This window comes from Streptomyces sp. NPDC025638 (assembly GCF_055558775.1).
Genome location: NZ_JBVHLX010000020.1, coordinates 22557 through 35489 on the forward strand (window position 1 = coordinate 22557; position 12933 = coordinate 35489).

10 protein-coding genes are annotated in these 12933 nt (G+C 73.4%); 8 read left to right on the forward strand and 2 right to left on the reverse strand.

Features of this window, described 5'->3' with window-relative positions; all coding sequences use genetic code 11:
* Positions 1-15: 15 nt before the first annotated feature.
* Positions 16-1245 (reverse strand): aldehyde dehydrogenase family protein, encoded by a 1230-nt coding sequence (locus ACZ4EG_RS38230; RefSeq protein ID WP_467793881.1) that lies wholly within the window; start codon positions 1243-1245, stop codon positions 16-18.
* A gap of 251 nt (positions 1246-1496) precedes the next feature.
* Here ACZ4EG_RS38230 and ACZ4EG_RS38235 point away from each other — a divergent pair, with 251 nt between their 5' ends.
* From ACZ4EG_RS38235 to ACZ4EG_RS38270, 8 genes are all read left to right on the forward strand, one after another.
* Positions 1497-3638 carry an HAD-IIIC family phosphatase gene (locus ACZ4EG_RS38235; RefSeq protein WP_467793882.1) on the forward strand — a complete coding sequence of 714 codons (2142 nt, stop codon included), beginning with the start codon at positions 1497-1499 and terminating at the stop codon, positions 3636-3638.
* A gap of 59 nt (positions 3639-3697) precedes the next feature.
* Complete coding sequence (locus ACZ4EG_RS38240) at positions 3698-4810, forward strand: UDP-glucuronic acid decarboxylase family protein (protein WP_467793883.1); 1113 nt, start codon at positions 3698-3700, stop codon at positions 4808-4810.
* A complete protein-coding gene (locus ACZ4EG_RS38245) occupies positions 4758-5678 on the forward strand; it encodes a GNAT family N-acetyltransferase (protein WP_467793884.1) in 921 nt (306 codons plus the stop codon). Before ACZ4EG_RS38240 ends, ACZ4EG_RS38245 begins: the two co-directional genes overlap by 53 nt.
* A gap of 241 nt (positions 5679-5919) precedes the next feature.
* The gene (locus ACZ4EG_RS38250; protein ID WP_467793885.1) at positions 5920-7170 is read left to right on the forward strand and encodes an ATP-grasp domain-containing protein; all 1251 of its coding nucleotides are present in this window, start codon (positions 5920-5922) and stop codon (positions 7168-7170) included.
* On the forward strand, positions 7167-8435 hold the full coding sequence (locus ACZ4EG_RS38255) for an ATP-grasp domain-containing protein (protein WP_467793886.1): 1269 nt from the start codon (positions 7167-7169) through the stop codon (positions 8433-8435). Before ACZ4EG_RS38250 ends, ACZ4EG_RS38255 begins: the two co-directional genes overlap by 4 nt.
* A 30-nt stretch (positions 8436-8465) precedes the next feature.
* Complete coding sequence (gene epsC / locus ACZ4EG_RS38260; RefSeq protein WP_453560551.1) at positions 8466-9113, forward strand: serine O-acetyltransferase EpsC; 648 nt, start codon at positions 8466-8468, stop codon at positions 9111-9113.
* Positions 9114-9162: 49 nt separating this feature from the next.
* Positions 9163-10125, forward strand: a complete 963-nt coding sequence (locus tag ACZ4EG_RS38265; protein WP_467793887.1) for a PLP-dependent cysteine synthase family protein — start codon at positions 9163-9165, stop codon at positions 10123-10125.
* A complete protein-coding gene (locus ACZ4EG_RS38270) occupies positions 10122-11354 on the forward strand; it encodes an ATP-grasp domain-containing protein (RefSeq protein ID WP_467793888.1) in 1233 nt (410 codons plus the stop codon). Before ACZ4EG_RS38265 ends, ACZ4EG_RS38270 begins: the two co-directional genes overlap by 4 nt.
* An 8-nt stretch (positions 11355-11362) precedes the next feature.
* On the opposite strand, the gene ACZ4EG_RS38275 is transcribed toward ACZ4EG_RS38270, so the two are convergent.
* Complete coding sequence (locus ACZ4EG_RS38275) at positions 11363-12844, reverse strand: MFS transporter (protein ID WP_467793889.1); 1482 nt, start codon at positions 12842-12844, stop codon at positions 11363-11365.
* Positions 12845-12933 lie beyond the last annotated feature (89 nt).

The following is a 12933-nucleotide window of genomic DNA, read 5'->3' on the forward strand; positions in this document are numbered from 1 at the left end:
GGGCCGGGGCCGCCCTCACGGCCGGGTCCCGGTGGCGGCCTCGGCGGACAGCAGCAGCGGACGCCCGGTGGCCGTGCCATGGCGGTGAACGCTGCCGGCCAGGGGGCCGTAGCCGCCGAAGGGACGGTTGCCGTCCTCCACGTCGAAGGTGATGCGCTCCTCGCAGACCACGCTGGTCGCGATGCGGGTGCCGCCCACGAGGGCGGGCTCGCCGAAGACGGAGACGTACATGCCGCGCGCCCGCTCCTCGGCGGAGTGCAGCCAGCGGGTGATCTGCCGGGGGTCGTCGTACGCCATGGTGAGCACGACGGGGGAGAAGAACTCGGGCGGGTGGAAGGCGTCCTGCCAGGGCAGGTGGAGCAGGGTCGGCTCGACGACGTGGCGGACGAGGTCCACCCGGCCGCCGTGGACGGTGAACTCGCGGTACGCGGACAGGAACGCCGCCGCCTCCTGCACCGCGTCGGGATAGACCAGCGGCGCCACCCGGGTGGCGGGGTCGGCGCGCTCGCCCACGCGGATCGAGGCGAGCGCCCCGGCGAGCCGGGGTACGACCTCGCGGACGAGCGAGCGGTGGACGAAGACGATGTCGGTGCACAGGCAGTCCTGGCCCGAGTTGTACAGCCGGGCGGCGAGCACGGTGCGGCAGACCGCGTCGGGGTCCGCCTCGGGTCCGACGACCAGCGGGTTGGGCCCGGAGCCGAAGGTGAGCAGCAGCGCGTCGCCGGGCAGTTCGGCGGCGACCGTGCGGCCGTTGTCCGGCTGCCCGGTGAAGACGACGGCGTCGGAGCGGGCGCAGTCGGCGAGGAACCGCCGCTGCGAGACCGGCTCCATGACGATCCGTCCGCCGCCCGGGCCGCGCAGGTGCGGGCCGAGGATCTCGTGGACGGCCATGGCCGCCGGTGCCACCCGTGCCGAGGGCCGGATGCGGACCTCGTCGGTGTACAGCGAGGGGATGACGCCGAACAGGACGTAGGAGTAGAGCAGGTTGTTCGACGGCAGGAAGGTCGCGAGCCGGCCGAGCCGTCGCGGCGCATTGCGCAGCACTTCCCACGGTGCCCCGGACAGAGCACGCAACGAGCGGAAGAGTTCGTCGGTCGCGGCCTGGGCGGTGGCCACGCGGGTGAGGACGTCGTGCAATTCGTCCCGGTGTCGCAGGAGTGTGCCGACAAATCCGGGAACGACCGTGTCCGCCACGGCCGCGGTCGACGACGTGTCGCGCCCCGACTCGATGACGCTGCTGTGCATGCGCGTACCCCCTTGCACTCGCCCGTGACCTTCGGGCTCGATCAGGAAGCGTCTCCCGCCCGGACGCCGTCGCGCATCTCGGTTCGTGCTCTCTTTCAAAGGCGGCGAACCCACTGAGCATTCTCGGAGAACGAACGCGGCTGAGCGGCCACTAACATTCACAACTACGCCGGTGCACGGCCCATGGCGCCGAATTCGGCCGTTTTCACATAGGCCTCGAAAACATTCTGTGAAGAGGAAGGAGAAATGCTGTGTCCGCCCATGAATTGCGTTTCAGCTCTTTCCTCTCCACGGTTGTTCTTGATTCAGGAATTCTGCTCGCCCATGGACCGCGCCAGCAGCGGATCGTGCTGGACGCGGCGTGGGAGCGGTGCGTGCGTGCCCTGTCGGGTGTGACGTTCGGGCCGGAGGCGTTCGCGGAGCTGGCGCCGGACCGTGCGGCCGCCCCGGGCGTCCTCCGGGCGCTTATGGAGCGGCACCTGATCGTGCCGGAGGGCTGCGACGAGGAGGCCGCGCTGCGGGCCTCGTTCGCCAACCGGCCCGAGAGCTCCGGCCATGACCCGGCAGTGGACCCTGCCGGGTCGTGGCCGGCCACCCGTTACGGACTGCCCCAGCACCTGTCCGACACCGCCGCGGCCGCCTCGGGCGCCGGGGAGGCGGTGCGGGTGCTGCTGATCGGCGGCTGCGTCACACAGTTCACCGAGGAGCCGCTGCACACCCTGGGCCGCGAACTCGGCCTCGACGTGCGCACCGAACACCTGTGGCCGGGGCCCTCCGCGGGGCTGGCGCGTGCGGTGCGGCGGTCGCGCCCCGATGTCACGGTCTACCAGCCCGGTGTCCAGCCGTTCCTGACGGGCCTGTTCGACGGCGCGCACACCTGCGACGACGAGGAGCGGGCGCACCGGCTGGCGCTGATGAAGAACGCGCTGACCCTGGCCGTCGGGGCCCTGGCGCAGGCGCTGGAGGGCTCCCTGGGTCTGGTCCACAACATCGCCCCGCCGGCGCTGTCCCCGTTCGGCCGGTACGACTTCGCCGAGGAGTACGGTCTGCGGCGCCTGGTCGCCGAGCTGAACCAGCACATCGACCGGTGCGTGCGCAGCCACTCCAACCTGATGGTGGTCGACGAGGAACGGCTGGTCGCCCGGTACGGCGCCGCCGCGCTCTTCGACGACCTCGTGTTCCCCTTCGGCCACCACGGCGGCTCGGTCGATCCCGGCGACGAGCGCCCGCACCAGCTGCCCGCGCTCGGCCGCGCCCTGGCCGGCGAGTACCTGGCCTGTCTGCGCGCCCACCGCGGCACCGGCCGGATCAAACTGGTCGTGACCGATCTGGACGGCACGCTGTGGCCGGGCATCGCAGCCGACGACGGCTTCGACTGGGTCGACGGCGACGCCACCAGCCGCTGGCTGCACCTCGGCCTGCACCAGGCCCTGTCCGTGCTCAAGAGCCGCGGCGTGCTCCTCGCCACGTGCAGCAAGGGCGACGCGCACGCCACCCTGGGCGTGTGGGAGGAGGCGGGCGGCCGGCCGCTGCTCGGTCCCGACGACTTCGTCCTGCACCGCATCAACTGGCGGCCCAAGCCGGAGAACATCGCCGACATCTGCGCACGGCTGGGATTCACCCCCGACCAGGTCCTGTTCCTGGACGACAACCCCGTCGAGCGGGCCGAGACGGCCGCCGCGCTGCCCGGCCTGCACATCGCCGAGGGGCCCGTGCACGGCTTCCGCGAGCTGCTGCTGTCCAGCGCCGCTCTGGAGGCGGGCCGGCGCACCGCGGAGGCGGCCCGGCGCACCGACACCACCCGGGCGATGCTGCGCCGCGAGGAGCTGCGGGCCGACCTGGACCGGGACGCGTTCCTGCGTTCCCTGGACGTCCGGGTGCGGGTGGCAAAGGCCGGCCCGGAGCAGCTGGCGCGGGCGGCCGAACTGTTCAACCGGACCAACCAGTTCACGACGACGGCCTGGCGCACCGGCCCGGAGGAACTGCGGCGTGTCCTCGCCGAACCGGACACACGGCTGCACGTCGCGTACGTCTCCGACCGGTTCGGTGACTACGGCCTGACCGGCGCCTGCCTGGTGCGGGGCGGGACGGTGACGGCGTTCGCACTGAGCTGCCGGGTCATCGGCCTCGACGTCGCCGTGCCGTTCCTGGTCGCCGCCCTCGAGGACGGCGTCGGCGGGCGGCGCGCGCTGCTGGCCGGGCTCGTCGGCAGGATCGTCGCCACAGACCGCAACACCCCTGCGCGGGAGCTGTTCCTGAACGCCGGGTTCGAGGTGCGGGGCGACGACGGCCCGCAGGTGCTGGCCGATCCCGGCCGGCTGCCGGAGCTGTCCGCCCTGCCGGTGGCCGTGCTGTCCGCAGCCCCGGCCACGGCCCGCACGGGCGGACCGTGAGCGGCGCGGGCAGGGCACCGCGGCAGCAGACCGAGACAGTCATCAGGAGGGGGAGAACCGTGCGAGCAGTGGTCACCGGGGGCGCGGGTTTCGTCGGATCGCACCTGTGCGAGCGGCTTCTGTCGCGCGGCGACGAGGTCGTCTGCGTGGACGACCTGTCCACCGGCCGCGCCGGGAACATCGCGCACCTGCTCGACCACCCCGGTTTCCGCTTCGTGCACCAGGACGTGACCGCGGGCCTGGAAGTCTCCGGCCGGGTCGACGCCGTGTACCACCTGGCCTCCCCCGCCTCGCCCCGCGACTATCTGCGGCTGCCGGTGGAGACGCTGCTGGTGGGCTCGTACGGCACCCGCAACGCTCTGGAACTGGCCCGCCGCGACGGCGCCGCGTTCCTGCTGACGTCCACCTCCGAGGTGTACGGCGATCCCCAGGTGCACCCGCAGCCCGAGAGCTACTGGGGCAACGTCAACCCGGTCGGCCCGCGCTCCGTCTACGACGAGGCCAAGCGCTTCGGCGAGGCACTGACCATGGCCTACCGGCGCACCCGCGGTGTGCGCACCACCATCGTGCGGATCTTCAACACCTATGGTCCGCGGATGCGCGCCGACGACGGCCGGGCCGTGCCCGCCTTCGTGACGCAGTCGCTGGCCGGCCTGCCGCTGACGGTCACCGGCGACGGAAGCCAGACCCGCTCCCTGTGCTACGTGGACGACCTGGTGACAGGGCTCGTGAGGGCCCTGGAGGCGGGCGTCCCCGGTCCGGTCAACCTCGGCAACCCCGAGGAGGTGACCATGCTCCGGCTCGCGCTGGCGATCCGCGGGACCTGCGGGTCGTCGAGCCCGGTGACCTTCGTCGCCCGACCGCAGGACGACCCGCGGCTGCGCCGGCCGGACATCTCGGCCGCCCGCCGGGAGCTGGGCTGGGCGCCCCGGACTCCCCTCGCCGACGGCCTCGCACGCACCGTCGCCTGGTTCAAGAACGCCTCCGCGCCCGGCGCCCTTTCCCTGCCCGACCTCGTCCACTCCCGGCCCACGCCGGCGCCGCCGACCAGGCGCCGTCGATCCGAACGCTCCGGCCCGACCGCCGGATGCGACTCTCCCAGGAAGGGGGACACGATCCATGACCCAGCAGGAACGCTTCACCGTCAGACCGCCGAGCGAGGTATCGCTTGACAGCCTGGTCGACCTGGTGCGCTCCTACGAGGAGCACGCCACGGGAGTGGCCACCTACACCCGGGAGGACATCCTCCTGGAGACCGGCCATCCCGGTTACGAGGACAACAGCTGGTGCCTGACCGGCCCCCACGGCCAGGTGTTCGCCTGGGCGGCGCTGACCGCGCACGGCGACACCCTGGACGCCGCGCTGACCGTGCGGCCGGGCCGGCACGCCGAGAGCGCGGCCCGCACCCTGCTGGCCCGGCTCCTGGACCGGGCCGACGAACTCGCCGCCCGGCAGGGCATCCGGTATGCCCTCACCGTCAGCGGCGTGCTGAGCGGCGACGAGGTGGTTCCGCCGGTCCTGCAGGAGGCCGGGTTCATCCCCGGTGCCACCGCCGGCCAGTACACGATCGACCTGACGGTGCCGCCGCTGCCGCCCGTGCTCCCCGACGGGGGAACCATCCGGCGGCCCGGCCCGGACGATCTCGGCGCCCTGCACACGATCCATCTGACCAGCCGCGGCAAGGGCCCCAAGACCGAGGATCCGGTTCTCTTCGACGCCCGCCTGCGGCGGCTGCGGGAGGCGGGCGGTGCGGTGCTGCTGATGGAGGTCACCGGCCGTCCGACCGGCTACGTCCTGACCCAGGCCGCCGACGGAAAGGAGGGACGCGTCCTGGAACTCGCGGTCGCCCCCGCCTTCCGCGGACTGGGCATCGGCTACGCCCTGCTCACCGCGGGGCTCGCCGAACTGCGCGCCCTGGGTGCGGCCCGCGCCCGGGTCCTGATGGACACGGGCGACCTGCACGACCCCGAGGCGCTCGGTCGTGTCCTCACCGTGCAGGCGGCACGTACCGTCACCCGTTTCCACCGCATCGGCGACTGACCCAACCACGGCCGAAACACCCGGGTTCCGGGCCACGTGCCGCGCATGACCGTGCCTGACAGGGACGGCGCTCCCGACCGAGTCCGTCCCGACGTCTGACCGCAACGATACCGATCCGCCCCCGCCCCCGAAGCACTCGCCGGACGTTCGGTGCTTCTTCGTGAAGTCGCCGCCGTATCCGGCTCGGTGAAGCCCCGCCCCGCCCGCCCACCGGCCTCCCCGTATCCGAACGGAGCCCCTGATGAACCGCACCGCCGCATCCCGGCGCCTGCTGATGGTGATGCCCTACAGCCAGTTCGTCCGCAAGGCCGCCGAGGCGGGCTTCGAGGTCTGGGCGATCTGGGACCCCTCCCTGCGCGAGCAGCAGTACCTCGACGAAGTCGCCGCGCACGCACAGGAGTTGCTGCTGACCGACTTCGGTGACGAGGCCGGCCTGCGCGCCCTGATCGCCGAGACGGTCCGCGCCCACGACATCGGCACCGTGCTGCACCTGGGCGCGGAGGAGTCGATGCCACCGGCCCTCGCGGAGGCCGAGGCGCTCGGTGTCTCCCCCAACCCGGCCGCCGCGGTCGGCGCCCTCAACGACAAGGCCGCGATGCGGGCGCTGCTCGCCGGGCACGGTCTGTCGCCGGTGCGCTCGCAGGCGGCCCGGACCGCCGAGGAGGTCGCCGCCGCCGTGGCCAATCTACCGCTGCCCGTCGTGGTCAAGCCGGCCCGCGCGTCCGGCAGTCGGGGCATCGCGCTGATCCGCGACGCCGACGACCTCCAGGAGTGGACCGCCCGCGTCACCGAGGCCGCTCTCGCCGGCCCCTACCTGGTCGAGGAGTACCTCGAAGGCCCCGAGTACAGCGTGGAGACCCTTTCCGCCGACGGCGAGCACCATGTCATCGGCATCACCGCGAAGCAGACCACGGGCGCGCCGTTCTTCATCGAGACCGCGCACGTCCACCCGGCCCCGCTCGACCCCGCCGAACGGGCCGCCCTGCACGCGGTCGTGATCGGACTGCTCGACCTGGCCGGCTACCGCTTCGGGCCCGCGCACACCGAGGTCGTCCTGACCGCGCACGGCCCGCGCATCGTGGAGTCGCAGACCCGGCTGGGCGGCGACCGCATACCGCTGCTCATCGAGACCGCGTCCGACTACGACATCGAGGCCGCGATCTTCCGCACGCTGGCCGGGGCTCCCGTCGAGCCGCCGTCCCCGCGGCACACCGCCTCCGTCGGCTTCTTCTTCCTGCCCGCCGGACGGCTGGAGTCCGTCGCGGGGCTCGACGCCATCCGTGCGCTGCCCTTCGTCCAGGCGCTGCACTTCCCCTTCCAGCCGGGCGACGAACTGCCGCCCACCACCAACTCGTTCACCCGCCACGGCTACGTCGTCGTCGACGCCGAGTCGCCCGCAGAGGCCCGGGCCCGTATCGCCCGGGTCCGCGGGCTGCTGCGCGCAGACGTCCGCGAAGCCGCCCTGACCGCCCCGAAGGGAGCCCTTCGATGAGCACCCGCAAGACCGTGCTGCTGATCGGCGGCGTCGACGCCCACGTGGACCGTTTCACGGCGCTCGGCGTCAAGGTCGTCCTGATCCAGCACCCCGACAAGGTCACCGAGCACCAGATGCGCGCCGTCGACGTGCTGCTCGTCGTCGACTACACCGACTGGGACACCGTACGGCCGTATGCCGAGGCGGCGCATGCCGTCCACGGCGTGGACGCCGTGGTCTCGCTCACCGAGCCCGGACTGAACCCGGCGAGCCGGCTCGGTGACCGGTTCGGGCTGACCGACGGCCGCCGGCACGAGGTGAGCCGCCGGATGCGCGACAAGTGGCTGATGCGCCGCCATCTCGCCGAGCGGGGCCTGCCGGTGCCGCACGCCGCCCGGGTGTCCGACCGGGCCTCGCTCGACGCCTTCGGCGAGCGGGCCGGCTACCCCTTCATCGTCAAACCGGTCTCCACGACGGCGGGGTTCGGCCTGCTCCGGGCCGAGAGCCCGCAGGACCTGGAGCGGGTGTGGGCACGCGTACGGGAGCTGGACGGCGGCCGCACGGACCGCGGTTCGACCATGTTCACCGTCGACGGCTTCCTGATGGAGTCCTACATCGACGGCCCGGAGTTCAGCGTCGAGGCGCTCAGCTTCGCCGGCCGGCACGTCGTCGTCGCCGTCACCGAGAAGCTGACCGCCGAGGAGCACTTCGCGGAGCTGGGGCACGCGGTGCCCGCCCGGCTGGCCGACACCGACCGGCAGCGGCTGACCGGCGCGGTCGAGGAGTTCCTGACCGCCATGGGTGTCACCGACGGCCCCAGCCACACCGAGATCCGGCTGTCCTCGCGTGGTCCGGTGGTCATCGAGTCCCACAACCGGCTCGGCGGCGACCACATCGTCGAACTGGTCGAGGCGGCCTACGGCATCGACATGATCGCCTACGGCGCCGCCTGGCCCCTCGGGCTCACCGAGCCGCTCGCCGCGCCGCCGGAGCCGAAGGCCGCGGCCGTCATGCGGGCCGTGGTGCGCGAGCCGGGCACCGTCACCGCGGTGAGCGGCGTGGAGCGGGTCCGGGCCCGGCCGGACGTGCTGGCCGCGCAGGTCTCCGTGCGCCCGGGCGACACCGTACGGCCGCTGGGCGACAACTGGGACCGGCTCGGCAGCGTCGTCGTCACCGCCGCCGACACCGACGGTGCGGTGGAGCTGTGCGAGCGCCTGGTGAGCGAGGAGATCCGTATCCACGTCGAGCCCGCGGCGGCACCCGTGCCGGCCCGGGCCGCCTGAGCGGCGGGTCCGCCGGAAGGAGTCGGCCGTATGCCCGAGGAACTCTCGCTGCTGCGCACCCTGGGCGAGGATCTCGCCGTCGTCGTCGCCCGCGACCCGTCCCTGTCCAGCCGCCTGGCGGCCGTCGGCCACACCGGGCTGTCCGCCGTGTGGGCGCACCGGGTGGCGCACCGGTTGTACCGGCGGCGGCTGCGGACGGCCGCGAGCCTCATTGCGCGGACCGCCCGCCGCCGCACCGGTGTCGAGATCCATCCCGGTGCGGTGCTGGGCCGCCGTGTCTTCATCGATCACGGCGCGTCCGTGGTGATCGGGCAGACCGCCGTCGTCGGCGACGACGTGACCATCTATCAGCAGGTGACGCTGGGCGCGGTGGGGTGGTGGACCGACAACCTCCGCCCGCCGGGCGCCCGTCGGCACCCGGTCGTCGGCGACGGGGTGGTGCTCGGCGCGAACGCGACCGTGCTGGGTCCCGTGACCATCGGCGACCGGGCCCTGATCGGCGCGATGGCCACCGTCACCGAGGATCTGCCGCCCGGGGCGCGGGTGTACGCCCCGCGCTCCGTGGTCCGTCCCGGCCCCGGGCTGCGACCGGTGCCGGACACCGCGCCCGCCGCCCACGAGGCGAGCGACCCACAGCCCGACGCCGTGCGCCTGCTCGCCTCGGCGGGTTCCTGGTGACCGTGCGCCCCGTTCGCCTCGTACGCCCTTCCCGAAGCAGGAGTTGGCCATGACCACCGCCCTACCCCCGGCGACCGCCGTCCGGCGCGTCGCCGCCGACCTCGAAGAACTCATCGGACGCACCCCCCTGGTCCGCCTCACCGTCACCGGCGCCGCCCCCGGCGTCGAGGTCCTCGCCAAGCTGGAGTCCGCCAACCCCTTCGCCAGCAGCAAGGACCGCGCCGCGCTCGCCATGCTCAGCGGCGCCGAGCTGCGCGGCGACCTCGGGCCCGGCGGCACCGTGGTGGAGTCCACCTCCGGCAACACCGGCATCGCCCTGGCCGCGCTGTGCGCCCGGCGCGGCTACCGCTGCGTCGTCGTGCTGCCCGACAGCGCCACGCCCGAGCGGATCGGGCTGCTGACGGCGCTCGGCGCACAGATCGTGCAGACGCCCAGCGCCGAGGGGTTCGCCGGCGCCATCGCCAAGGCCGAGGAGATCCAGGCCGCCACCCCCGGCTCCTGGTACGTGCGCCAGCACGAGAACCCCGACAACGTCCGGGCCCACTACGAGAGCACCGGACCGGAGATCTGGGCGGACACCGGCGGCCGGGTGGACGTCCTGGTCGCGGGTGTCGGCACCGGCGGCACCCTCACCGGTGCCGGCCGCTGCCTGAGGGAACACAATCCCGCGCTGGAGATCGTCGCCGTGGAACCGGAGGGCTCACCCGTCCTCTCCCTCGGCCACGGCGGCACCCATCGCATCCCCGGACTGAACGGCGGCTTCGTCTCCCCCACCACGGACGTCTCGCTCATCGACCGGGTACTCACCTGCTCCGACGAAGCGGCCCTCAGCACCGCCCGCGCGCTGACCCGGGAGCAGGCCGTCTTCGCCGGGCTCTCCTCCGGTGCCGCCGTGCACGCGGCGACGGTACTGGCCCGGGACCCCGCCTACGCCGGCCGGACGATCGTCACCGTGCTGCCCGACACCGGGGAGCGGTACGTCAGCATCTGGAACGAAGGGACCTCCGTATGACCACGCTCGTCCTGCACCGCGGTTCGCTGCGCGCCAATCCCTACGAGCGGTGGCTGGCCGACCACGGCGAGAAGCTCGTCCTGCTGGGCTCGGCCGAGCAACTGGCCCTGTTCGGCGAGGAGTTGCCCACCGGGGCGCCGTACCTGCACGCCGAGGTGCTGGCGGACTACGACACCGGAGCGCACGTCCTCGCGCGGGCCGCCGAACTCGTCGAGGAGTTCGGCGTCACCGACGTCGTCGCCTGCCAGGAGTTCGACATCGAGCGGGCGGCGGTCCTGCGCGAGCGCTACGGCCTGCCCGGCCAGCGGCCCGGCTCCGCGCGGGTGTACCGCGACAAGTGGGAGATGAAGCAGGCCGCGACGCGCGCCGGGATACCCGTCGCCGACCATGTGCTGCTGCGTTCGGCCGGGGACCTCGACGCCTTCGCCGGCCGGCACGGCTTCCCCGTCGTGCTCAAGCCCCGCAAGGGCGCGTTGTCCGTCGGTGTGTCCGTGCTGCGCACCCGGGAGGAACTGCGGGCCCGGCTGCGGGAGGTGGAGCTGTTCGACGCGGACGGCACCCCGCAGTGGCTGGCCGAGGCGTTCGTCGGGGGCTCCATGTGCCATATCGACGGCACGGTTCTGGACGGCCGGATCGCCACTCTGTGGCCCTCGCAGTACCAGTACGCCCTGGCCGACTTCCGGGACCGCAAGGGCCGTGTGGACATCGCCCTGGACGTCGCCGACCCGCTGGCCCGCCGGCTGGTCGCGTTCGGCGAGCGGGTGCTGGAGGCGTTCGGCGGGCCGGAGCAGTTCGCCTTCCACATCGAGGTGTTCCACACCACCGACGGCGAACTGGTGCTGTGCGAGGCGGCCTCCCGGGCGGGCGGTGCCGGGGTGCGGGACGTACAGCGGGTGCTGTTCGGCTTCGACCCGATGGAGTACCCGGTACGCCGCCAGCTCGGCCTGCCCGTGGCGGCCGGCGAGCGCCGGGACCCCGAACGCCTCGCCGGTCAGCTGCTGTTCACGAAGCGGCCAGGTGTGCTGCGGTCGCTGCCGGACCCGGCGACCCTGCCGCCGGGAGTCGTCAAGTACACGACGTACGCCGAGGTGGGACAGACCGTCCAGGACGCCACGCACTCCGGGGACTTCCTCGCCGCGTTCGTCGTCACCGGCGCGGACCGGGCCCAGACGGAGGCCCGGATCCGGGTCGCGGAGGAGTGGTTCAGGGCCGGTCTCGACATCGGCTGAGGCCGTGGTCAGCTCCCGCCGTGCCGGCGCAGGACAGTGACCAGCCGGCCGGCGAGGACCACGGCGAGCGCGGCGATCGCGACCTCGGCGACCATCGCCGGCGTGTACCGCAACGGCAGTGCGGCCGACGACGGGTAGAGGACGATGCCGACGACGGCGATGCCGAGCGCCGCGGCGAGCTGCTGCGTGGTCGCCAGGACACCGGCCCCGGCTCCCGCGTCCTTCGGCGGCACCCTGCTCATCACGGCACCGGTCAGCAGCGGCACGATCATGCCGTTGCCGAGCCCGTACACGGCCATGCCGGTGAGCAGTACGGCCATGGAGGCGCCGTCGGACGCGAGGGCGGCGGCGGCCGGCGCCGCGGCGAGACCGAGCGCGATCAGAGCGGCCGCGAGGACGAGGACGCGCTCGCCGAACCGCGCCCGTAGCGGGACGGCGAACCGTGAGCCGACGGCGATGGCGACGGCGGCGGGGGTGAACGTCAGCCCCGCCTCGGCGGAGCTGAGCCCGGCCTCGTCCTGCAGGTACAGGGCGAGGACGACGGCGAAGGGCACGCTCGCCATGTAGAGAAGGAAGTTGAGCAGGACCCCGTGCACGAAGACGGGTACGGAGAACAGGTCCACCGGCAGCAGCGCCGGCCGTCCCCGGCGCACCCTGGCGCGCTGGGTGCGTACGAACACGGCCGCCAGGACGCAGCCCGATGCGCACAGCGCCAGCCCGGTGGGCAGGAACGGCCACTGCCGGACCGCGGCGAGCGGCAGCAGGACCAACGCCACCGACACCGCGCTGAGCACCGCCCCGGTCACATCGGCGCCCTTCCCGGCCAGGGCGGGCCGGTCGGCGTCCAGGGTGGCGGGCAGCAGCAGGAACACCGCCAGGCAGAGCGGCACGGCCACCAGGAAGACCGGGCGCCAGCCGAGACCGAACACGTCCCAGGCGGGCAGGGCGCCGCCGAGGATCTGGCCGAGCACCATGCCGAGGCTCATCGACACCGCGAACCAGGACAGCGCCCTGGGCTGCTCGGCGGGCGGGAACTGGGTCCGGATCAGGGCCAGTACCTGCGGCTGGAGGACCGCGGCGGCCGCGCCCTGGGCGAGCCGGGCCGCGATGAGCGAGCCGGGTGAGTAGGCGAGCGCACAGGCCAGCGTGGTCAGCGCGAACACCACGATGCCGGCCCGGTACATGCGCCGGCGTCCGAACAGGTCGCCGAGCCGGCCGCCGGTGATCAGCCCGAGTCCGTAGACCAGCCCGTATCCGCCCACCACGGCCTGGAACTCGAACGGCGTCAGCCGGAACGACTGGTTGATGGACGGCGCCGCGAGATTGACGCAGAACTGGTCGAACAGCGACAGGAAGGGTCCGACCAGCAGGAGTACCAGCGCCAGGCGACGGCGCGGGTTGGGCGGTGGCGGGGCGGGGCTGTGCCCCCCGCCCCCGTGCTCGTGCCTCTCGAACCGTGCCGCGGGCTGCCGGTCGACGAGTTCCGTCATGTGTGCCTGTCCCCTCCACGCGTGTCCTGCGGGACATCCCACGAGCAGCGCGCGGTGGACGGCAAGCGGACATGGCGGAGTCGCCGCGG